The sequence below is a fragment of the Streptomyces sp. NPDC029151 genome (assembly GCF_055564315.1).
The window spans coordinates 369,973-390,395 of record NZ_JBVHWQ010000003.1 but is presented as its reverse complement, the minus strand read 5'-3'; the positions used below and the strand labels follow the sequence as shown (position 1 = coordinate 390,395).

The following is a 20,423-nucleotide window of genomic DNA, read 5'->3' as shown; positions in this document are numbered from 1 at the left end:
GTTTGCGTGTGCTGGGGCCCGACCACCCCGACACCCTGCGCGCCCGGGGTCATCTCGCCTGGTGGCGGGGAGAGGCGGGGGATGTGATCGGCGCCGCCACGGCGACTGCAGAGCTGCTGCAGGACCAACTGCGTGTGCTGGGGCCCGATCACCCCCACACTCTGCGCACGCGGGGCCAGCTCGCCCGGTGGCGGGGGGAGATGGGGGATGTGATCGGCGCTGCCACAGCATGTGCGGGGCTGCTTCAGGACCAACTGCGGGTACAGGGACCCAACCACGCGGACACGCTCGCCACCAGTCGGAGCCTTACCCGATGGGAGTGGGAAGCCTGCGGCTAGTGTGATGCGCCGGAAATCGGGGGCTTAAGTCTCTTGCTATTACGGGTGGCGGGGGTGACCTTGGCGAGGTAGTCGGCGAGGGATGTGAGGATCTCGTCGGCGGTCTTGGTCCAGGTGAAGGGCCTGGGGTTCTCGTTCCACGAGTCGACTTCTTCGGCAGCACGCGCAGAGCCATCACGGTGCCTTCGGCGCCGAAGGAAACCGGACCCCACAGCGGTGCCGTGGTGCTGGTCAGGTAGGTGTCGCGTAGCTCGTACGCCCGGTTCCGGTATGCCTCCACCTGTCCCTTGACCAGCAGGTCGTACAGTTCCTCGGCCATCCCTGAGAACGCCTCGACACGGATCCGGTTGAGTCGGAACACTTGATCGGTTCCGACGTAGACCGTCGGGCCTATCTGGTGCCGCGCGTCCCGGACGCTGGACGAACCGGCGAAGGTCTGCTGCTTGTAGTGCTTGTGGCCCTGCTTGTCGGTCAGGTATTGGGCGATTTCGGTGCCCGCTCCGGCGAATGCCAGCTGGCCTGCCGCTCCTGTGCGCGCGAGCAGCTGGCCGTACCAGCCAAGCTCCTTGCGGGGGATGAGGAACCCGTCCTGGATTCGTTCGCCGTGGCCGTCGACAGGTACCTTCACCGCGCCGGCGTAAGCGGGGTTCCGTTCCGACAGAACCGCGTCCGCGCTCCCTCGCCCTGTGGCCGGCCTCCCGGGCAGCAGTCCTTCGCCCGGCGCCTGCAGAGCCGAACAGCTGCTCCGGGTCGTAGGTGGTCTTGACGCGTTGCATCCTGGGGTGGTTCTCGCCGTGGTAGGCCACCTGCCATTCGGTGAGTTCGGGGCCCATTCCGTTGGTGTAGCCGCCGGTGCCGAGGTGGGGCTGCAAGGTGGCGTGGGTTTCGCGCAGCCAGTCGAGTCGGCGGTCGATGGGGGTGCGGTCGGTGAAGTGGTGCCAGTAGGGAGTGGTATTGCACGACGCCGACGGCAGCCCGGTGCGGGAAGGCGGTCGCAGCCGAGGGCCGGTCGCCGACCGCGCCACCGAGGGCGTCGACGAGCAGGCCGCTGGCCCCGCCCACACCGGTGAAATCGTGCAACTGCCCCAGAGCTGCGGCCATCTCGGTCGCGGATGCCGGACTGAGCAGCTCCCGCACGATGTGTGACTTGGCAGCGAAGGCGACCCGGGGGCCGAACGTGCCTCCGCCCCAGCGGTCGGCTTCGCAGGCGGCCCGGGTGTAGTCGCAGGGAACGATCACTCGGCCATTCTCGGGGCGGCCCACCTCAGCGGCCAGACGGTCCAGCACCGGTTCGAGGTCGGCGGGTGTGCCGATGAAGGTTCCGGTCACGGCGGGCAGTGCGGGCATGCCGGAGTCGCTGAGCTGCTCGAAGGCGCAGGTCACGTTACGTGGTGTCGCCGGGTCGGCGTTCCATGCCGTCCAGCCTTCGATGACGGCTGCGGTCATGGTGGGGGGCCAGGTGAGCATGAACCTGACGTAGGTGAGGTCGCGGATGTCCTCGGTGGCGTACTCCAGGCGGTGACCACGCCATAGTTGCCTCCGCCTCCGCCGCACAGGGCCCGGAACAGGTCGTCGTCCGGGGACGGTGAGTCGGCGCGGACGCGGCGGATGCGTCCGTCGGCGGTGACGATCTCCACTTCGCGCAGGTGATCGCAGGCCAGGCCCCATGCTCTGGTGAAGGCGCTCAGTCCGCCGCCGAGGGTGATGCCGGCCAGGCCGATGGTGGGGCACCGGCCGAGCGGCAGCCCGGCTGCGGCCGCGGCCAGCGCCAGGTGTGCCTGCCCGCCCTTGACGCCAGCGCCGAACCGTGCCCGCCCTCCGCCGACGGTGGTGGAGTTCAGGGAGCTGACGTCGAGCACGAGGCCGTGGCCGTGGCCGGTGGAGTATCCGGCGTAGCTGTGTCCGCCGGAGCGCAAGGCCAGCGGAATGCGGCCGGCCTTGGCGAAGTTCACGCGTTCGACCACGTCGTGGACGCCGGCCGGGTAGACGATCGCCTGGGGCCGGATGTCGTCGAAGCGTTGGTTGACCAGCAGCCGGGCCTGCTCGTAGGCGGCCTGCTCCGGCGTGAGCAGCACGCCCCGCATTCCGGCCTTCAGGGCCGGCCAGTCCGCATCGGACGCGCCGGAGGCGGCCGTCCGCCGGATGGCGGGGGCGTGTACCCGGGCGCTGCGCAGGGCGGACAGGGTGTGGATGTCGGTGAGTACCGGGTAGTCGAACGGGAGCGGCCGGGGGCCGACCTGGTCGGGCGGGGAGATGAAGCCGCCGTCTACCCCGAACACCTCGTCCAGCGCATCCGGCGCGGCCTACGGCAGGTCCAGTACCGCAGCGAACTCATAGACGGCTGACTCGCCGAGACCGGCCTGACGAGCAGACCCACCTGAGCAACCCGGCCGCCTCACGAGTTCGACCTCAGTGATGCAGGGCGGCCGCGAGAGCCTCGGCCAGGGTCACGGGCGGGCGGCCGATCAGGCGGCGCAAGTCGCCAGAGTCGGTGTACATCTCGCCGCGGTTCATGCCGCGGTCAGCGTCAGCGAGGACCTCCGCCAGCTCGGCGGGTAGGCCGGCGGCGGCCATTACCTGGGCGAGGTCGGCCACCGGGAGGTCGGCGTAGGTGACCTGCTTTCCGGCCGCAGCGGAGATCGCGGCGGCGAGCTCAGTCAGGGTGAAGGATTCGTCGCCGCCGAGCTCGTACACGGCGCCGGTGTGGCCTTCAGTGGTGAGGACGACCGCTGCGGCCTCGGCGTAGTCGGCGCGGGACGCGGCGCTGATCCGCCCCTCGCCCGCGGCGCCGACGACCGCGCCGTTCTGCAGGATCTGCGGCAGTTGGCTGGTGTAGTTCTCCAGGTACCAGCCGTTGCGCAGCAGCACGCTGGGGATTCCGCGGTCCCGCAGATACGCCTCGGTCTCGCCGTGCGTGGCACCGATGACGGTGGTGGCCGTGTCCGCGTGCGTCGTGCTCGTGTACGCCACTAGCGACACGCCTGCGGACGCCGCGGCGTCGATCACGCGGCGGTGGTTGGCGACCCGCTCGCCCACGGGGACCGAGGCCGAGATCAGCAGCAGCCTGTCCGCCCCCGCGAATGCCTCGGCCAGGCCGTCGGTGTCCGCGAAGTCGGCGCGGCGTACCGTGATGCCGCGGTCGGCCAAATCCTTGATCCCGGCGATGTCCCGGCCGGTCGCGATGATGTCCGCGGCCGGGGTCCCGCGCCGCAGCAGTGCCTCGACGGTGAGCCTGCCCAGCTGGCCGGTGGCTCCGGTGACGACGATCGGCATGATGGTCATTCCTTCCTTCCGCGCGTGCCTTGCACGCCTGCCGCGGTCCGTCCGCCGCGGGATGGAACACAGAATGACCTGCACACTCTCTGTTGGGGAGTAGCCACTTCTTGGTAGGGTACTTACCGCAGCGAAAGCATCGAGGTGAGCCGTATGGCTGCTGTCGAGAATGTGACCGGGCCCATGCCGTCATTCGATCCGTACGAGCGCGGCTGCCCGTCGCGGGACCTGCTCGACCAGATCGGCAGCAAGTGGGCGGTCCTCGTGCTCGGCGAACTCGGCCGGAACGGGACCTCCCGGTTCGGCCGGCTCCGGCAGGCGCTGGCGGGCGTGAGCGAGAAGATGCTCACCCAGACGCTGCGCACCCTCGAACGCGACGGGCTGGTCAGCCGGACCGTCTACCCAGAGGTGCCGCCGCACGTGGAGTATGAGCTGACCGCGCTCGGCCAGACGCTACGGGAACCGCTGAAGGCGCTCACGGAGTGGTCCGTGCTGCACATCGAAGAAGTCATCACCGCCCGCGAAGAGTACGACGACCGCACTGAGCGCACCAGGTAGTCAGCGGCGGCCAGCGGTCTGCTCATAGACGGCCGCCTCGCCGAGACCGGCCCGACCGAAACGTTGAATACCGGCCGGGCGGCGGCTAGCTGGGAGCCCTGAGAGGCGGCTGCCTGTTCCTGCGCGCTTCGCGGCTAGTCGGCAGTCACCGGGCCGCAGTGGTGCAAGCAAGACGGCTCTGCGGAGAGTGACGATCCTCGGTGCCTGTCGACATGCCCGCCGCCCATCCCGGCCGGAAAAGTCCTCGCTCTCTACCAGCGCGAGCTTCTCCGGTGCTGGTTTGGTGCTGACGGGCACCGTAGTTCGAGGGTCGACTATGGCGCGGCGGCGATGCGGTTACTGCTCCGTGTCGGTGGAAGGCGGTTCCTGCGTCGGCTGTTCCGGGCCGGGGGTCGCGGGGGTGGCCGGAGGCACGGTACGGGCCCAGTCGGCCCAGTCGGCAAGGGCCTGGTAGAGACGGACACCGGCCTCGACGGCCACGCGCGTGGATCGGGTCTGCGCGCTGTCGCCGAAGTCGCCGCGGTCCTTGGCCGCGGCGAAGGCGCGGTACTGCTCTGCCATCGCGGTGAAGAATTCCGCCTCCCGGGCGAGGTGCCGCTGCAAGTCCTCGGGCTCCATCAGCCAGAAGAAGAAGGACCGGAGCAGCGGCTGCAGCCGCACGGTGTGGTCGACCTCCCCCTCGACGAGCCAGGTCCGCACCTCGGTCAGTCCCGCGTCGGTGATGCGGTACGCCTTGCGGCCGCGCGGCCCTTCGCTCTCCACCTCGATCAGGCCGGTGTCGGCCAGGCGACCGAGTTCGGCGTAGATCTGGGGATGCTTGGCCGGCCACACGGCCCCCAGGACCTCTTGGAAACGCTGGGCCAAGTCGTAGCCGCTCGCCGGTCCTTCGGCGAGCAGACCCAGCACGCCGTGACGCAATGACATGCGGCTCCTTCCTCTCTCCTCGGACAAGCTTGACACGCACTTTGGACGTGTAGAGACTGACATGTAAGGAGCTACATGTCGAAAGAGGGGGTCGTGATGTCGGAGAATCGACGCAAGCGTGCGGTGTTCCTGACCGGGGCGGCGGGAGGCATCGGTGAAGCCCTGGTCGGAGCGCTGGTCGAGAGCGGCTACCTGGTCTTCGCCGGCGTCCGCCGCAATCGCGGCTCACTGGACGCGCTGCCGCATGTCGTGACCGTGCCGGTGGACGTCACCGATCCGGACAGCGTGGAAGACGCCGCCCGGCAGGTGGGTGATCACCCGGCCGCGGCGCGCGGGCTGCACGCGGTGATCAACAACGCGGGTGTGATCGTGCAGGGCCCGCTGGAGCTGGTGCCGGCTGCCGAGCTGCGCCGCCAGTTCGAGGTGAACACGTTCGGCCCGACGCATGTCACCCGGTCCTTCCTGCCGCTGGTGCGGTCGGGTGGCGGCCGAGTCGTCAACGTCAGCGCGCCCACCGCCCGCACCCCGCTGCCGATGCTGGCCCCGATCTCCGCGAGCAAGGCGGCCCTGCAGGCGCTGTCCGACGCCCAGCGCCTGGAACTGGCCGCCTGGAACATCCCGGTGATCGTGGTGGAGCCGGGCGCCACCGAGACCCCGATCTTCGCCTCGGCCGACGCGGCGGCGAAGGCGGCGACCGGTTCCGTGGACCCTCACCTCCTGACCCTGTACGCCCACCACCGAGCGGCGTTCGCCGAAGTGATGGCCCGCCAGAAGAACGGTCCCGTCGACCGGGTCGTCAAGGCCATCGTCACGGCCGTCGAAGCCCGCCGTCCCAAGCGTCGTTACGTGGCCGGCTCCGACGCCCGGGCCCTGGGAATGATCTCCCGGTTGCCCGCCGGACTGCGCGAGCGGCTCATCGCGAGCAGCTTCAAGCTCGGCACGATCCCCTCGGGGGCCGCCTGATGAGCAGCGGGTCGCGCACCATCGTCGTCATCGGCGCGACCTCCGGCCTGGGCCGGCAGGCCGCCCACGCCCTGGCCGCCGACGGCCACCGCCTGATTCTGGTTGGGCGCGGGCCGGACCGTGCCGCAAGCCTCGCCCGTGCACTTCCCCGCGCCCATGTGATCCGTGCGGACGTGGCGACGGCGGACGGCATCGACTCCGTGGCACGCCAGGTGCACGAGGTCACCGATGCGGTCGACACCCTGATCAACAACGCAGGTGTCATGCGGCCCCGCCGGGAGACCACCGCCGAGGGCTTTGAACTCAACTTCGCCGTCCACCACCTCGCCCCGTACTCGATGACGAGCCGGTTGCTGCCCCTCCTGCGAAGAGGAGACGGCCGGGTCGTCAACGTCAACTCCGAGGGACACCGCACTCCCATGCGAGGCGGCGGCACCGTGACCCTCGACCTCACCGACCTGCAGAGCGAACGGGACTACGACCCCTTCCTGGTCTACAGCCGTACCAAGCTGGCCAACCTGATGTTCACCTACCAACTCCACGCACGCCACCTGGAGCTGACCGTGGCAGCGCTTCACCCAGGCGTCGTACGCACCAGCCTGGGGCGGGAGTTCCCCACCGTTCAGGTACGCCTGGTCCATGCCCTGGCCCTGTCCGCACGCCGCGGCGCGGAGCCGGTGGTGCGCCTGGCGGCGGGGAGCGTGACCGCCGGTCAGTACTACGACCGCTTCACCCCGGTGGCCTCGTCACGCCCTTCCTACGACACCGCCACCGCCCGGGCGTTGTGGTCCGCCACCGAAGAGCTGCGCGGACCGTTCGGCTCCTGAGCCGGGCCGCATCGCCTCGCCCCGTGCTCGCGGTGAGTGCGGTACCGGGAGGGGCGATGCGGGTGCCCGCCCTTCGCGGGCACCCGGTCGTGGGCGACAGCGGCCGCAAAAGGCCCTCGCCGAGGGCGACCACCGAGCGCGTGCGCCGGTGCCGCAGCCCCGGGATGTGATTGCCCGGCTGACAGAAGATACGTACAGTGTCAGAATGTCAGAAACGGTGGACGCCAAGCGGGCCCGGATCGTCGCCGCGGGCCTGAGCGTTTTCGGCAGGTACGGCTACCGTCGGACCTCCATGGACCTGATCGCCCGGACAGCCGGCATGTCACGACCTGCCGTCTACCAGTACTTCAAGAACAAGCAGGAAGTGTTCCGGGCCGTCGCGCATCGCGTCTCCGCCCAGGTGACCACTGCCGCACGTGAGGCGGGCGAGAAGGCGCGAGCGCTGTCGGCCGAAGACAGGATGTACCTCGTCCTGGCCGTCAAACTGGACGTGCTCGCAGAATCCGTCCGGGCCGAGCCCCACGCCGAACTGTTCCGCGAAGCCGCGGACATCGCCGCGGACACCGTCCAGGCTTTCGAAGAGAGCTACCGCGACGTCGTCGAGGACGTCCTCCATGACTGCGCCGATGAACTCGACCTGCTCGGGCCGGTGCTGTCCGCCCGCGACACCGCAGAACTCCTGTGTGACGCCCTGGCGGGCATCGCGCAGGCCCGCCAGGCACCGGAGGTCAAGCACGCGCGTCTGCGTCACCTGGCCCAGCTCACCGCACGTGGCCTCACCCGTACTCCAGAGAATGGGTCTACATGCTGACCATGGTCCTGAGTTTCCTGGCCGGAGTCTTCGCCGCCAACGCCACCCCGCACTTCGTCAAGGGCATCACCAAGGAACGGTTCCCCACTCCGTTCGGTGACGGCCCGCTGGTCAACCTGATCGCCGGTTGGGCGATGTACGTCATCACCGTGCTCCTGGCCGTGGCGGCCCGTGCGACCGAGCGTCCAGTGCCCGCCTTCGCCGCCGCTGCCCTCGGCGTCCTCGGTATGGGCATCTTTCACGCCACCATCGGCGCCTTCGGCCGGGGCCGGACTCCTCTTGCGGATGAGGCGAGGTCAAGCTCCCGTTCGTGAGCGGCCGACCCGCCGTCGAGCTTCAGGAACCACATGGAGGGCGCGGGTGGCCGCCATCAAGCCGGCCCAGTGCCCGTGCGGCCTGCTGCTCTCCGTCCCGCTCCGACCCGCGAGGTGGGCGCCCGCGAGGCGCTGTTCGCCGGACGCATGTGTCTGAGGGCCTACGGCGCCTCGCTCCGCCATCGCACGCGTAGACGATCCGGCGTCCTCACGAGGTCGCTCGCTGCGGGTCTTCCGTGAACCCCCGTGCCGGGAGGCTCATCCGGCGGTGAACTCCGCGTCCAAAGGCGCACCGTGGCCCTGCGCACCACCAAGCGGATGGACCGGACCCAACCAGGGGCTCGCCGTACGCGACGTCCCCTTGGTCGTCCAGACTGAACGCGTCCGCTGCTCCCACCGGCAGAGCTGAGCTCCGGCGCTGACCTGGTACGCCCATGAGGCAGGCTCCCACGCCCTGGTCCCGGCCGGTTGCGTGGTCGTACCACTCGATGGTGACCCCGGTGAGGCCGGCGGCGGGGTGGTCCGGGAATGGGTCGGATCTCCAGCTCCGCTGCGGGAATGGTCTCGTCCGCCGGTGTCCGGAAGGCCGAAGCAGCCGCGCCGGGAACAGCCGGCCGACCGGCACGGTTGCATCCGCTGAGAGACCGGCGCCGCACCAGGATCCGGGCTCGAGTTCGCCGTGCGCCCGCTGCGCACTCGGACCAGACGTATTTCTGCGAAAGGATTGCTTCATGACCGACCGGCCCTTGACGCTCATGGCAGTGCACGCCCACCCCGACGACGAAGCCACCGGAACCGGAGGCGTCCTCGCGCGGTATGCGGCGGAAGGCATCCGCACGGTTCTCGTGACGTGTACCGACGGCCGCTGCGGTGACGGACCCGGAGGTGTCAAGCCGGGCGATCCCGGACACGATCCGGTGGCGGTCGCCGCGATGCGCCGACAGGAACTCGAAGCGAGCTGTGCCGTCTTGAAGGTCAGCGCTCTGGAGACGTTGGACTACGCCGACTCCGGGATGATGGGCTGGCCGAGCAACGACGCCCCAGGCTCCTTCTGGCAGACCCCCGTGCAGGAAGGCGCGGCCCGGCTCGCGGAGCTCATGCGGCATTACCGGCCTGATGTGGTCGTCACCTATGACGAGAACGGCTTCTACGGTCACCCCGACCACATCCAGGCCCACCGCATCACCATGGCGGCGCTGGAAATGACCGTGCCGGTACCGAAGGTGTACTGGACCACGATGCCCCGTTCGATGATGAAGCGATTCGGCGAGGTCATGCGCGAGTTCCATGAGGACATGCCCGAGCCGGATCCTGCCGAGGCCGCCGCGATGGCCGAGATCGGCCTCCCCGACGACGAGGTCACCACATGGGTGGACACGACCCGGTTCAGCGGTCAGAAGTTCGACGCGTTGGCCGCGCACGCCAGTCAGGGCGAGAACATCTTCTTCCTCAAGCTGGGACACGAACGGTTCGGCGAGTTGATGGGCATGGAAACCTTCGTACGTGTTCAGGACAGCACCGGCGCAGCCGTACCCGAGAACGACCTTTTCGCCGGACTGCGCTGATCCGCCCATGCCCGGCCGGAAGAGGGACCTCTCCGGCGGCTGCGGCCGGGATACCGGCGAGGTTTTCCATCGTCGGGCCGGCCGCCCTGCGCGTTCTGATGGACGGGTGCGGGATGTCCTCCACGTGTTCGTCCAGCGGCTCCGCGCATGAGGTCGCGGCCTCCGGTGTCCGGACGGAACGGACGGATCGGTGGCCGCGGGGGACTGTCTTTGGGATGCCCGGCGCGGATGCGGCGGACGCGTGACCCCGTCGCCTGCCGGGGGCGTCGAGGTGGCGGGTGTGCGCTCGTGCTTCCCGACGTGCCACCGATGCTTCGATTTCCCCGAGAGGTCCGGGAACTGAACGGCACTCGCGTCCGACTCGTAAGGAGGAGGCGGGTCGGCCAGGTGGAGCTTCGTGGGCGGTGATGCGTATGCGTGGGCCGGGGGAGGGATCGTTGGGCCGCGTGGCAGCATCGGGTGCCGTGAGCGTGTCCCTGGCGGTGCGGACCGTGCGTGCGGCGGTGTTCGCCGTGCTGTGCGTGCTGCTCGCGGCCGGAGGGCACGTCATGACCACGGGCATGGCGCCGTCGGTGTGGGTGCAGGCCGCCGGTTTCGTGCCGGTCTTCGCGGTCGGCTGTCTGCGGGGTGGCCGTGAGCGGTCGCTGGCCGCCATCGGTACGGGGATTCTGGCCGCCCAGGGCGGGTTGCATCTTGTCTTCCACGCCGCGGAGCCCCCTCACACGGCGGTGGTCGTGCATGGCATGCGGATGGTCCAAGCGCCCCATGCACTGACACCGCACGCCACCGCCGCGCATGCCGGGGCGGCCTTGCTGCTGACCTGGTGGCTGCGGCACGGTGAGGCGGCGCTGTGGTCGCTGCTGCGCTGGGCGGTCGCGTTCGTGCCGGGGCTTGCCGCCTGGTGGGAGGTGGCCGGCGGGGCGTGGCGCGCGGCCGGGCCAGGGCTGGTACGCCGGGCTGCCGGTGAGCCGTGGGCGTTGCGACAGATACGGCTGAGGTACGCCGTCCACCGGCGGGGGCCGCCGACGGGGATGTCGTACGTGCTGTCGTACGCGTTCTGACCGCAGACATCCCTTCTTCCGTACGGAGATCCCTCACCCATGTCCAGGACCCGCACCACCCTGCGCCGCGCCGGCGCCCTCACCGCCCTGACCGCCGCCGGACTCCTCGCTGCCGCGGGCGTCGCCTCCGCGCACGTCACCGTCCACCCCGACAGCTACGCCAAGGGAGCGACCGACGGCGTGCTGACCTTCCGCGTCCCCAACGAGGAAGACAACGCCTCCACCACCAGGGTCCAGGTGTTCCTGCCCACCGACCACCCCGTCCTCGGCGTGCTCGTGCACCCGCAGGACGGCTGGACCGCCAAGGTCACCACCACCAAGCTCAAGACCCCGGTCAAGACCGACGACGGCACCCTCACCGAGGCCGCCTCCGAGATCACCTTCACCGGCGGCAAGATCGGCGCGGGACAGTACGAGGACTTCGACGTCGCCTTCGGCCGGCTGCCGGACGACACCGACCAGCTGACCTTCAAGGCCCTGCAGACGTACTCCGACGGCAAGGTCGTCCGCTGGATCGAGGAGGCGCAGGGGGGACAGGAGCCGGAGAACGCGGCTCCTGTCCTGAAGCTCACTGCCAAGGGGGCGGAGGACGGCAGCGCTGCTCCGACCGCCTCGGCAGCGGCTTCGAAGGGCTCCGGGAGCGCCGAGCCGACCGCTTCCGCGAGCGACTCGGCCGCCCGCGGTCTGGGCATCGCCGGGCTGGTCGTCGGCGTGCTGGGCCTGGCCGCGGCGGCCTTTGCCCTCGTGCGCGGCCGTTCCGCCGGATCCCGGGCGGAGTAGGACATCCGCCCTGCCGACGGTAGCCGTCGGCAGGGCGGCGCTCGTCGCCGCGACCCCTGGCACACTCGTCCCTCACGTGACGCGGCGAGCCGGGGCCGGCCGGCGGGTGGTGACCGGGTGCCTTCCACGCTGTGCTTCGAACGCTGGGCGCCGGTTGAGACGATCGCGGTCGTGATCCGCCCGGGCGGCAGCGGCGGGTGATCGCCGCCTTGAGGGCGCAGAGGCCGTCACCTGGACGTCGGGGCGGAGTGCCATCGAGTTCCCGCTGGTTGGCGTGGGTTGGATCACATCCGGCGCATTGAGTACGGTCCCCCGTGGATGCCCGTACCCACGCATGACGACGGAAGCCCGGATGCGAGGATGAGGCACCATGACAGCAGGGTGGTGTGCTCGCGCGATACGGGCCGCGGTGTTCGCGGCCACGTGCGTGCTGCTCGCCGCCCTGGGCCACGTCCTGATGTCCGGCACCGACGTGCCCGCGTGGGCGCTGGCCGCCGGCGGGGCCGTGACCTGTGCCGTGGGCTGGTGTCTGGCGGGGCGTGAGCGCGGACTGCCGCTGATCGTGACGGTCATGGTCGCCGTCCAGACGGTGCTCCACGAGGCGTTCTCCTACGCCCAGTCGACGTCCGGCACATCCGGCGGGCCGGCCTCCATGGGCATGAGTGGCATGGGCTCCATGGGCAGCTCCATGGGTATGGGCTCGACGCACATGGGCTCCATGCACATGGGCTCCATGCACATGGGCTCGATGCACATGGGCTCGATGCACATGGGCTCCATGGACATGGGTGCCCTGCACGTCGACCGCACGGGCACCAGCCCCATGGATCACATGGGCCACTCCATGGACGGTGGTTCGTCGTCGTTCGGCATGCTCGCCGCCCACCTGCTCGCCGCGGTGCTGTGCGGCCTGTGGCTGGCGTACGGCGAGAAGGCCGCCTTCCGGATCCTGCGGGCGGCGGCCGGATGGCTGGCGGCGCCGCTGCGGTTGCTGTTCGCCCTGCCCTGTACGCCCGATCGCCCGCGCGTCCGCCTGCGGCGCCGCCGCTCGGACCGGGCGCCGCGTCTCCTCCTTCTCGTCCACGCGATCACCTCTCGGGGGCCGCCGGCGGGGACGGCTGTCGTCTGAAGACAGCTGGTTCCCCGAGGCTGCCCGACTCCCCGGGTGCGCCTCGGGCCACGGTCGTACGACCGCACGGGCGCTGTACGCCGGCACAGGCGTTGTAGCGCCACAGCGACGCCGTAGGGCCGTCTCTTCCCCTTTCACCGGACCGCGCGCCGCGGCGCGCCCCTGGTCCGGATCACGGTTGACCCGAGAAGGACACCAGGTGATCACCTCTGCCCTGCCCACCTCGCGCGCCAGAAGCGACCAGAACGATGAATCGATCACCGCGTGGGCGCTGGCCGCCCGCGGCGGTGACGCGGATGCGGTCGAACAGTTCGTGGGCGCCCTGCACCGGGACGTCCAGCGCTACGTCACCCACCTGTGCGGCGATCCCCAGGCTGCGGACGATCTGGCACAGGACACGTTCCTGCGCGCGCTCGGCAGCCTGCACCGCTTCGAAGGGCGTTCCTCGGCCCGGGCGTGGCTGTTGTCCATCGCCCGCCGGGCGGTGATCGACAGCTACCGGTACGCCGCCGCCCGGCCGCGCCTCGCGGACGTACCGGACTGGCAGTTGGCCGCCGAACGCGCCCAGCCGTGCGACCTGCCCGGCTTCGACGACGGCATCGCCCTGCTGGATCTGCTGGCCTCGCTGCCCGACGACCGTCGGCAGGCGTTCACCCTCACGCAGCTGCTCGGCCTGCCGTACGCGGAGGCCGCGGAGGTCAGCGACTGCCCGATCGGCACGGTCCGCTCCCGTGTGGCCCGTGCTCGCGCGACCCTGATGGATCTGCTGGACGACGAGGGCACCTCCCACGCCGTCGGGGCAGTGGGGGAGGACCGGTCCGCCGCGCCGGCGGCCTGACGCTCCGGGAGGGTGCCGGTGCCGGCTGGAAACGGCACCGGCACCCTCGTCGCCGGAGCACCGGAAGCGGTTCACCTGAGCCGGATCGCCAACCGGCCGGGAACTCGGGGCGCCTTCGCTCCGACTACTGGAGCGGGTGGCGAAGGCTCGCCCGTGTACCGAGTGGATCCGGGAGTTGTTCGATGCGTTCTCGTGTGTGGGGCGGTACCGCGGCCGTCGCGCTGGGCGGCCTGCTGGTGACGGGCTGCGGCGGCGGGGGGAAGGACACGGCGGACGGGAACGCGGGGCAGGCCGGGAAGGCGGCTTCCGGCGGCTACCCGGTGTCCGTCACCGACTGCACGGGCGCCAGGACCACCTTCTCCGGCGCCCCGAAGAGAATCGTCACCAGCAACGGGTCCAGCCTGGAGCTGTTGCTGCGCCTCGGCGCCGGCGACCAGGTGATCGGCACCGGCTTCCCGCCCGGCAAGGGCACGCTGCCCGGCACCCTCGACGCACAGGCGCAGAGGGTCAGGGTCCTCAGCCGGACCGTCATCCCGAAGGAGAAGCTGCTCGGCTCCGGCGCCGACCTCTACATCGACACCTTCGCCTCCATGGGAAGCATGGGAGGCCAAGGCATGGGGGACGCGCCGACGGCGCAGGAGTTCAAGGCCGCCGGGATCAAACACATCTACCTGAAGTCGACCGCCTGTGCTGCCCGGAGCAAGACGCCGGTGACCGACCTGTCCGCCGTCGAGGCCGACATCACCTCCCTCGGCGCGGTCACCGGAACCGGCGCGCGGGCCGAACAGCTGGTCGCCGGAATGAAGCAGAAGGTGGGCGCCGTCCAGAAGGCGGTCGGCGGTACGCCGCGGAGCGCGCGGCCGACGTACTTCTTCTTCGACTACGACGCCGGTACCAAGCAGCCCTCCGTCACCTGCAACCGCCAGGTCGCCAACGCCGTGATCACCCTGGCCGGGGCCCGCAGCGTCTTCGCCGACTGCGACGGCGACTACCAGCAGGTCGGCTGGGAGGACGTCATCGCCAAGAACCCCGACTGGATCCAGCTCGGCGTGCGCGACCGCGGCAGCGAGGCCGCGAACAAGAAGGCGTTCGACGAGGCCGAACAGTGGCTGAGGTCGAACCCCGCCACCAAGGGACTGAAGGCGGTCAAGGCAGGCCACTTCCTGCGCATCGGCTCCGAGCAGACCACCATCGCGGGAGTCGGCAACGCCGACACGGTCGAGGCCATCGCCAGGACCCTCTACCCGGGCAAGGTCGGCTGATCGTGGCCTTCACACGGGTGCGCCGGAAGGCCACGGCCGCGGAGGAGGGCGGCAGCCTGCACGCCGGTCCGCCGGCGGCGGTTCTGGCCGTGGCGCTGCTGGCCGCGCTGACGCTGGCCGTGGCCTGGGGCTCGACGTCGATCCCGCCCGGCGAGGTGTGGGGCGTGGTGTGGCGGCGGCTGTCCGGTGAGGCGCCGCGCCCCGGCACGGACGACCTCATCGTCTGGCAGCTCCGGCTCCCTCGTGCCCTGCTCGCCGCCCTCGTCGGTGCCGGCCTCGGTGTCGTCGGTACGGCGGTCCAGGCGCTGGTGCGCAACCCCCTGGCCGATCCCTACCTGTTGGGCATCTCCAACGGTGCCTCCCTCGGCGCGGTCGCCGCGATCGTCCTCGGCCTCGGCGCCGGCGGAGCACTGGGCCTGGGCCTGTCCGGCGCGGCCTTCGCCGGCGCGCTGGCGACGTTCGCGCTGGTGTGGGCGGTGGCCCGGCGCGGCGGAGGATTCGCGCCGCTGCGGCTGGTACTGGCCGGGGTCGCGATCGGCCAGTTCCTCTCCGGCTTCACCAGCTACCTCGTACTGCGGGCCGGGGACGAGCAGCAGACCCGCAGCGTCCTGTTCTGGCTCATGGGCAGCCTCGGAGGAGCGACGTGGGAACTGCTCGCGCTACCCGCAGTCGCCGTACCCGCCGCGCTGCTGTGGCTCCAGGCACGCGCCCGGGGCCTGAACGCCCTGCTGATGGGCGACGAGACGGCCGCCGGACTCGGCATCGACGTCACCCGGCTGCGCCGCGAGCTGTTCACCGTGACCAGCGTGCTGACCGCGGTCCTGGTGGCGGTCTCCGGCGCGATCGCGTTCGTCGCGTTGATGGTGCCGCACGTCTGCCGCCTGATCGTCGGCGGTGACCACCGACGCCTCCTGCCGGTCTCCGCGTTGTTCGGGGCTCTGCTGCTGGTCGTGGTCGACATCGTGTGCCGTACGGCGATGGACACGCAGGAGCTGCCGGTGGGTGTGGTCACTTCGCTGCTCGGGGCTCCGGCCCTGCTGTATCTGCTGGACCGGCGCCTGGGGAGCGGCAGTTGAGGATCGACATCGAGGACCTGCACGTCGCCTACGCCGGCCGTACGGTGCTCGCGGGCGCCCGACTCGTCGCCGCCGAGGGCGAGATCACCGGCCTGGTCGGACCGAACGGCAGCGGCAAGTCCACGCTCCTGCGCACCGTCTACCGGCACCTCAAGCCCACCGCCGGGCGGGTCCTGCTCGCCGGCACCGACCTGCGGGAGCTGACCCCGCTGCAGTCGGCGCGGCACGTGGCGGCCCTGCCGCAGGAGCGGGGGAGCGACTTCGAGCTGACCGTGCGCGAGGTGGTCGCGATGGGCCGTACGCCCTACAAGCGTGCCTTCGCCGGGGAGGACGCCGCCGACCGGGACATCGTCGCCCGCGCCCTGACCGACGTCGGCATGGCGCAGCAGGCCGGACGCCGCTTCACGGCCCTGTCCGGCGGTGAGCGCCAACGTGTCCTGCTGGCACGGGCGTTCGCACAGAACCCGGACATCCTGGTGCTGGACGAACCGACCAACCACCTCGACATCCGCCATCAGGTCGACCTGCTCGCCCTCCTGCGGGTCCGGCGCCGTACGACCCTGGTGTCGCTGCACGACCTGAATGCCGCGGCCTCCGTCTGTGACCGTCTCCACGTCCTGCACGACGGGGCGGTCGTCGCCTCCGGCCGGCCGCGGGAAGTCCTCACGCCCGCGCTGATGGCGGAGGTGTTCGGAGTGCGAGCGGCGGTCGTCGACCATCCCCTGACCGGTGACCCGCTCATCGCCTTCGACCACCGAACGCCGGCGGACGAGGGTACCTCGGAGGCCTCTTCGGCAGTCGGCTGAGCGAAGGCGGATTTCCGCCGTACGCATGCCGATTCGGTGTGCGGGGGCAGGGGAAGAGCCCTCCGCCGCACGCACCGGGCAGGGGCGCGCTCAGCGTGGTGGGGCAGGGCGGTCCGATGGCGCGGCTCCGACGCGACGTGCACGGCGGTTCCCGCCCGGCCTGGCCTTGGGTTCCCGAGCCAAGGAAGACCGGCGTGGCCGGGCGCGGACCAGCGGCGGATCCCGGCCGTTGCTCGCGGCCACCGTCGCCGTCCTCGTGGCCGGGTACGGCCGGCTGGGCTCGTCGTCGACGGAGCGTTCGGCGCGGCCGTCGGCTGTGCCGCCGGGCTGAGACTCCGCATGCTGCCGTATCCGCCGGCCGTGTCGGCCGTGTCGGGCGAGCCGGCACGCGGCGGCCGCCGTGACCGATCGCCGTGACCGGCCGCCGTGACCGGCCGCCGTGACCGGTCGCCGTGACCGGTCGCCGTGACCGCTCGCCGCGTCTGCTCGTCGCGGTCGACCGGCGCGGGCAGTTCCGGCCTGCCCGCCATGATTTCCGGACGCATCCGGGAACTCGTGTGCGATCCCTCCCGACTTGTGGGACGAGGCTGCCGCCCGGCAGCCCACCACGACCAAGAGGGGCGGCAACGGTGACAGGCCACAGTCCCGGTTCACAACAGCCCGGCCGCATACCCGTCGGCGGCGAGGACCGCTGGCTGCTCGTCGCAGTGGCCGGCCTGCTGTCGTTCGTGGCGATGCTCGACATGAACATCGTCAATGTGGCGCTGGCGGACATCGCCGACGGTCTGCACGTCTCCGCCGCCACCGCCCAGTGGGCGGTCCTGGGTTATCAACTGCCCGTGACCGCCCTGCTGTTGCCTGTCGGACGGTGGCTGGACGGGCTCGGGACGCGCTCCGCCCTGCTGGTCGCGACCGAGGGCTTCGCCCTGTGCAGCGTGCTGGCGGCCGCCGCACCCTGGGCGTCCTGGCTGATCGCCGCCCGCCTCGCGCAGGGCGCGTTCGGTGCCGTGCTCTTCGTCCTGATGCCGGTTCTCGCCCTGCGCTCGGTACGTCCGGAACTGCGCGGGCGAGCCATGAGTGTGCCCGCGACGCTGGGCCCGCTGGGCGCCGTGACCGGCCCGGCGGTGGGCGGACCGCTGCTGGACCACCTGGGCTGGCGCGCCGTATTCCTGGTCAAGATCCCGTTCTGCCTGCTCGCCCTGATCGTGGCCTGGAGGGCGATGCCGAAGGACGGGGGCCTGCGCCTGCCCGACCGGCGGTCGGCGGCGGATGCGCTGCTGGTGGGCTCCGGCGTGGCCGCCCTGCTGCTGACGCTGACCCTGGCATCCAGAAACCCGGGCCGGCTGGTGTTCGCGCTCGCCGCCCTACCGCCGTTGTGGTGGTGGCTGCGGGGACCGGGCGGCCGGCCGGTCGTCGGCGCACTGCGGACGACAGGGCTGTTCCGGGCGCATACGGCGGTGCTGGCGTTGGCGGCCGGTTTCGCGTCGATGCACTACGTCGTCGCCCTGCACCTCCAGCGCGACAACGGCGTCAGCGCCACCACGACCGGTCTGACCATGCTCGCCTTCCCGCTCGGCATGGGGCTGGCCGGACCGGCCGGCGGACGCCTCGCCGACCGGTGGGGGGCTCGGCCAGTGGCGGTCACCGGTGCCGCCGTCACCGCCGCCGGTCTGCTCCTCCTCGCTCCGCTGGAAGGTGACTGGTCGCCGGTGGACGTCGCCTGGCGGCTGGCGCTGGCCGGCCTCGGCATGGGCCTGAACGGCGGCCCCACCCAGGCCCTCGTCATGGGCGCCGCCCCACCGGACCGCACGGCGACCGTGGGTTCCTCCGTACAGCTGGCCCGCAGCCTCGGCTTCACCCTCGGGCCGGCGCTGGCCACCGCCGCCTGGGGACTGGCCGGGGGCGATGACGGCGTGACCGCCGGGCTGACCCTGGCGGCAGCCGCCGCCTGCATCGCCGTACCCCTGCTCGCCCTGCGAGGACGCAGGCCGACGGCGCTCGTGCACGAGACGTCCACCGACGCGGCTCCCGCCGCCGACCACCACTGACCGAGGAGTCTTCCATGTGCGGAATCACCGGCTGGGTGTCGTACCACCAGGACGCCCGCTCCCGGGCCGCGGTCATCGAGGCCATGACCGCCACCCTCACCCCCCGCGGCCCCGACGCCGGTGGCGTCTGGCTCGGCGAACGGGCCGCGATCGGCCACCGGCGCCTGGCCGTCATCGACCTCGAAGGCGGCGTACAGCCGATGACCGACCGCCCTGATCGGCCGACCACCGTGCTCACCTACAGCGGCGAGGTCTACAACCACCGCGCCCTGCGCGCGGAACTGCGAAGCCGGGGCCATACGTTCCGTACCCGCAGCGACACCGAAGTGGTGCTGCGGGCGTACGCCGAGTGGGGCGTGGACATGGCCGACCGCCTCGAGGGCATGTTCGCCTTCGCCGTCTGGGACGAGCGCGCCCAGCGGCTGCTGCTGGTCCGGGACCGGCTCGGCGTCAAGCCGCTGTTCTGGGCGGCCGTCGACGGCGGCCTCGCCTTCGCCTCCGAGCCCAAGGCCCTCTTCGCCCACCCGGAGATACGCCCCCGGGTGGATGCCGACGGGCTGCGGGAGGCGTACAGCCTGCTGTTCAACACCGGGCCGACGGTGTGGTCCGGGGTACGGGAGGTCGAGCCCGGGGGCCTGCTGGTCCTGGACCGTGACGGCATCCGGGAACGCCGCTACTGGCGGCTGGAGGCCGGGGCCCACGAGGACGACCAGGCCACGACCGTGGACCGGATCCGTGAGCTGGTCGGAAGCGCCGCCCGCGACCAGCTGGAGGCCGACGTCCCCCTGTGCAGCCTGCTCTCCGGAGGCATCGACTCCACCGTCCTGACCGCCCTGCTCGCCGACGAACTCCGCCTTCGCGAAGGCCCCGACGCCCGCATCCGCTCCTACGCCGTCGACTACAGCGACCAGGCCGAACACTTCACCGGCGACGTCCTGCGCACCGGCCACGACACCCCCTACGCCACCGAGGCCGGCGCCTTCATCGGCACCGACCACAGCACCGTCATCCTCGACCCGCGCGCCCTGCTCGACCCCGAGCACCGCAAGGCAGTCGTCGTGGCCCGCGACTCACCCATCGGTGTCGGTGACATGGACACCTCGCTGTACCTCCTCTTCGGCGAGATCCGCCGGCACTCCACCGTCGCCCTCTCCGGCGAAGCGGCCGACGAGGTCTTCGGCGGCTATCCCTGGTTCCACACCCCGAGGGCGCTGGCCGCCAAGACCTTCCCGTGGCTGCTGGTGACCGGCGACGAGGCCGCCATGCCCTTGAGCCCGGAACTGGATCTCCGCATCCGCGAGTTCCGCGACGACACCTACCGGTCCGCCCTGGCCGCCGTTCCGCACCTGGACGGTGAAACCCCCACCGAGCACCGGCAGCGCGAGATGCAGCACCTGTCCCTCACCCGCTGGCTGCGCCAGCTCCTGCACCGCAAGGACCGCCTCAGCATGGCGCAGGGTCTGGAGGTGCGTGTGCCGTACTGCGACCACCGCCTGGTCGAGTACGCCTTCACCGCACCCTGGTCGCTGAAGAGCTTCGACGGCCGGGAGAAGAGCCTGCTGCGGGCGACGGGTTCCGGCCTCGCTCCGGAGTCGGTGCTGCACCGCCCGAAGAACCACTACCCGGCCACCCACCACCCCGACTACAACCGCGGACTGCAGAACATGGCCCGCGACGCGCTCTCCGTCGACCAGGTGCGTGCGCTCGCCGACGAGACCCGCGTCAAACCGTGCCTGGACACCCCGCCCGACCGGCTGGAGTGGGGCCACCGCCTGCGTCTCGAACGCGTCGTCGACCTCGCTCTGTGGCTGGACCACTACCAGCCCGAACTCGCCCTCTGAGGAGCCCCG

Annotated in this window: 19 protein-coding genes and 2 pseudogenes; 16 read left to right on the top strand and 5 right to left on the bottom strand. The window is 71.2% G+C overall.

From position 1 onward, the window contains the following. Positions 1-306 precede the first annotated feature (306 nt). From ACZ4VF_RS14725 to ACZ4VF_RS14715, 3 genes and pseudogenes are all read right to left on the bottom strand, one after another. Entirely contained in the window at positions 307-966 is a 660-nt protein-coding gene (locus tag ACZ4VF_RS14725; protein WP_467926592.1) for a hypothetical protein, read from the bottom strand. Positions 967-1,081: 115 nt separating this feature from the next. Beyond that, positions 1,082-1,171, bottom strand: a pseudogene (locus ACZ4VF_RS14720) (BBE domain-containing protein); the annotation flags it as partial. Positions 1,172-1,780: 609 nt separating this feature from the next. Then, positions 1,781-2,422, bottom strand: a complete 642-nt coding sequence (locus ACZ4VF_RS14715) for an FAD-binding oxidoreductase (RefSeq protein ID WP_467926122.1) — start codon at positions 2,420-2,422, stop codon at positions 1,781-1,783. A gap of 189 nt (positions 2,423-2,611) precedes the next feature. Between ACZ4VF_RS14715 and ACZ4VF_RS14710 the strand changes: the two are divergent. After that, a pseudogene (locus tag ACZ4VF_RS14710) lies at positions 2,612-2,683 on the top strand (transposase); the annotation flags it as partial. Between the two features lie 64 nt (positions 2,684-2,747). On the opposite strand, the gene ACZ4VF_RS14705 reads toward ACZ4VF_RS14710, so the two are convergent. Continuing rightward, on the bottom strand, positions 2,748-3,620 hold the full coding sequence (locus ACZ4VF_RS14705) for an SDR family oxidoreductase (protein WP_467926121.1): 873 nt from the start codon (positions 3,618-3,620) through the stop codon (positions 2,748-2,750). A gap of 174 nt (positions 3,621-3,794) precedes the next feature. Between ACZ4VF_RS14705 and ACZ4VF_RS14700 the strand changes: the two genes are divergently transcribed. Then, positions 3,795-4,169, top strand: a complete 375-nt coding sequence (locus tag ACZ4VF_RS14700) for a winged helix-turn-helix transcriptional regulator (protein ID WP_220499035.1) — start codon at positions 3,795-3,797, stop codon at positions 4,167-4,169. 336 nt (positions 4,170-4,505) lie between these two features. Here the strand turns inward: ACZ4VF_RS14700 and ACZ4VF_RS14695 are convergent, their stop codons facing one another. Then, positions 4,506-5,093: a PadR family transcriptional regulator gene (locus ACZ4VF_RS14695; RefSeq protein ID WP_467926120.1), complete on the bottom strand. Its 588-nt coding sequence runs from the start codon at positions 5,091-5,093 to the stop codon at positions 4,506-4,508. A 96-nt stretch (positions 5,094-5,189) separates the two neighbouring features. Between ACZ4VF_RS14695 and ACZ4VF_RS14690 the strand changes: the two genes are divergently transcribed. From ACZ4VF_RS14690 to asnB, 14 genes are all read left to right on the top strand, one after another. After that, the gene (locus ACZ4VF_RS14690; protein WP_467926118.1) at positions 5,190-6,056 is read left to right on the top strand and encodes an SDR family NAD(P)-dependent oxidoreductase; all 867 of its coding nucleotides are present in this window, start codon (positions 5,190-5,192) and stop codon (positions 6,054-6,056) included. Continuing rightward, entirely contained in the window at positions 6,056-6,883 is an 828-nt protein-coding gene (locus ACZ4VF_RS14685; RefSeq protein WP_467926117.1) for an SDR family NAD(P)-dependent oxidoreductase, read from the top strand. Before ACZ4VF_RS14690 ends, ACZ4VF_RS14685 begins: the two co-directional genes overlap by 1 nt. Before the next feature lie 205 nt (positions 6,884-7,088). Then, positions 7,089-7,694 carry a TetR/AcrR family transcriptional regulator gene (locus ACZ4VF_RS14680; protein ID WP_467926116.1) on the top strand — a complete coding sequence of 202 codons (606 nt, stop codon included), beginning with the start codon at positions 7,089-7,091 and terminating at the stop codon, positions 7,692-7,694. Further along, positions 7,688-8,008: a hypothetical protein gene (locus ACZ4VF_RS14675; protein ID WP_467926115.1), complete on the top strand. Its 321-nt coding sequence runs from the start codon at positions 7,688-7,690 to the stop codon at positions 8,006-8,008. The genes ACZ4VF_RS14680 and ACZ4VF_RS14675 overlap by 7 nt, the downstream gene beginning before the upstream one ends. Before the next feature lie 731 nt (positions 8,009-8,739). Continuing rightward, positions 8,740-9,573: a PIG-L family deacetylase gene (locus tag ACZ4VF_RS14670; RefSeq protein ID WP_467926113.1), complete on the top strand. Its 834-nt coding sequence runs from the start codon at positions 8,740-8,742 to the stop codon at positions 9,571-9,573. A 464-nt stretch (positions 9,574-10,037) separates the two neighbouring features. Continuing rightward, positions 10,038-10,634 carry a hypothetical protein gene (locus tag ACZ4VF_RS14665; RefSeq protein ID WP_467926112.1) on the top strand — a complete coding sequence of 199 codons (597 nt, stop codon included), beginning with the start codon at positions 10,038-10,040 and terminating at the stop codon, positions 10,632-10,634. 39 nt (positions 10,635-10,673) lie between these two features. Beyond that, a complete protein-coding gene (locus ACZ4VF_RS14660) occupies positions 10,674-11,414 on the top strand; it encodes a YcnI family protein (protein ID WP_467926110.1) in 741 nt (246 codons plus the stop codon). Between the two features lie 370 nt (positions 11,415-11,784). Further along, a complete protein-coding gene (locus ACZ4VF_RS14655) occupies positions 11,785-12,543 on the top strand; it encodes a hypothetical protein (RefSeq protein WP_467926109.1) in 759 nt (252 codons plus the stop codon). A gap of 199 nt (positions 12,544-12,742) precedes the next feature. Then, positions 12,743-13,381, top strand: a complete 639-nt coding sequence (locus ACZ4VF_RS14650) for a sigma-70 family RNA polymerase sigma factor (RefSeq protein ID WP_467926108.1) — start codon at positions 12,743-12,745, stop codon at positions 13,379-13,381. Positions 13,382-13,563: 182 nt separating this feature from the next. Further along, a complete protein-coding gene (locus ACZ4VF_RS14645; RefSeq protein ID WP_467926106.1) occupies positions 13,564-14,643 on the top strand; it encodes an ABC transporter substrate-binding protein in 1,080 nt (359 codons plus the stop codon). Between the two features lie 2 nt (positions 14,644-14,645). Continuing rightward, a complete protein-coding gene (locus ACZ4VF_RS14640; protein ID WP_467926105.1) occupies positions 14,646-15,719 on the top strand; it encodes a FecCD family ABC transporter permease in 1,074 nt (357 codons plus the stop codon). Then, positions 15,716-16,525, top strand: coding sequence for an ABC transporter ATP-binding protein (locus ACZ4VF_RS14635; protein WP_467926104.1), 810 nt, complete (start codon positions 15,716-15,718; stop codon positions 16,523-16,525). The genes ACZ4VF_RS14640 and ACZ4VF_RS14635 overlap by 4 nt, the downstream gene beginning before the upstream one ends. A 629-nt stretch (positions 16,526-17,154) precedes the next feature. Then, a complete protein-coding gene (locus ACZ4VF_RS14630; protein WP_467926103.1) occupies positions 17,155-18,573 on the top strand; it encodes an MFS transporter in 1,419 nt (472 codons plus the stop codon). Positions 18,574-18,587: 14 nt separating this feature from the next. Next, positions 18,588-20,414 (top strand): asparagine synthase (glutamine-hydrolyzing), encoded by a 1,827-nt coding sequence (gene asnB / locus ACZ4VF_RS14625; RefSeq protein WP_467926101.1) that lies wholly within the window; start codon positions 18,588-18,590, stop codon positions 20,412-20,414. Positions 20,415-20,423 lie beyond the last annotated feature (9 nt).

What these genes read in the sequence shown, in the direction of transcription:
- ACZ4VF_RS14680 (WP_467926116.1), top strand. Translation starts at nt 7,089, where the DNA reads ATGTCAGAAACGGTGGACGCCAAGCGGGCCCGGATCGTCGCCGCGGGC.
- ACZ4VF_RS14700 (WP_220499035.1), top strand. Translation starts at nt 3,795, where the DNA reads ATGCCGTCATTCGATCCGTACGAGCGCGGCTGCCCGTCGCGGGACCTG.
- ACZ4VF_RS14645 (WP_467926106.1), top strand. Translation starts at nt 13,564, where the DNA reads ATGCGTTCTCGTGTGTGGGGCGGTACCGCGGCCGTCGCGCTGGGCGGC.
- ACZ4VF_RS14655 (WP_467926109.1), top strand. Translation starts at nt 11,785, where the DNA reads ATGACAGCAGGGTGGTGTGCTCGCGCGATACGGGCCGCGGTGTTCGCG.
- ACZ4VF_RS14690 (WP_467926118.1), top strand. Translation starts at nt 5,190, where the DNA reads ATGTCGGAGAATCGACGCAAGCGTGCGGTGTTCCTGACCGGGGCGGCG.
- asnB (WP_467926101.1), top strand. Translation starts at nt 18,588, where the DNA reads ATGTGCGGAATCACCGGCTGGGTGTCGTACCACCAGGACGCCCGCTCC.
- ACZ4VF_RS14685 (WP_467926117.1), top strand. Translation starts at nt 6,056, where the DNA reads ATGAGCAGCGGGTCGCGCACCATCGTCGTCATCGGCGCGACCTCCGGC.
- ACZ4VF_RS14705 (WP_467926121.1), bottom strand. Translation starts at nt 3,620, where the DNA reads ATGACCATCATGCCGATCGTCGTCACCGGAGCCACCGGCCAGCTGGGC.
- ACZ4VF_RS14660 (WP_467926110.1), top strand. Translation starts at nt 10,674, where the DNA reads ATGTCCAGGACCCGCACCACCCTGCGCCGCGCCGGCGCCCTCACCGCC.
- ACZ4VF_RS14715 (WP_467926122.1), bottom strand. Translation starts at nt 2,422, where the DNA reads ATGCGGGGCGTGCTGCTCACGCCGGAGCAGGCCGCCTACGAGCAGGCC.
- ACZ4VF_RS14670 (WP_467926113.1), top strand. Translation starts at nt 8,740, where the DNA reads ATGACCGACCGGCCCTTGACGCTCATGGCAGTGCACGCCCACCCCGAC.
- ACZ4VF_RS14695 (WP_467926120.1), bottom strand. Translation starts at nt 5,093, where the DNA reads ATGTCATTGCGTCACGGCGTGCTGGGTCTGCTCGCCGAAGGACCGGCG.
- ACZ4VF_RS14675 (WP_467926115.1), top strand. Translation starts at nt 7,688, where the DNA reads ATGCTGACCATGGTCCTGAGTTTCCTGGCCGGAGTCTTCGCCGCCAAC.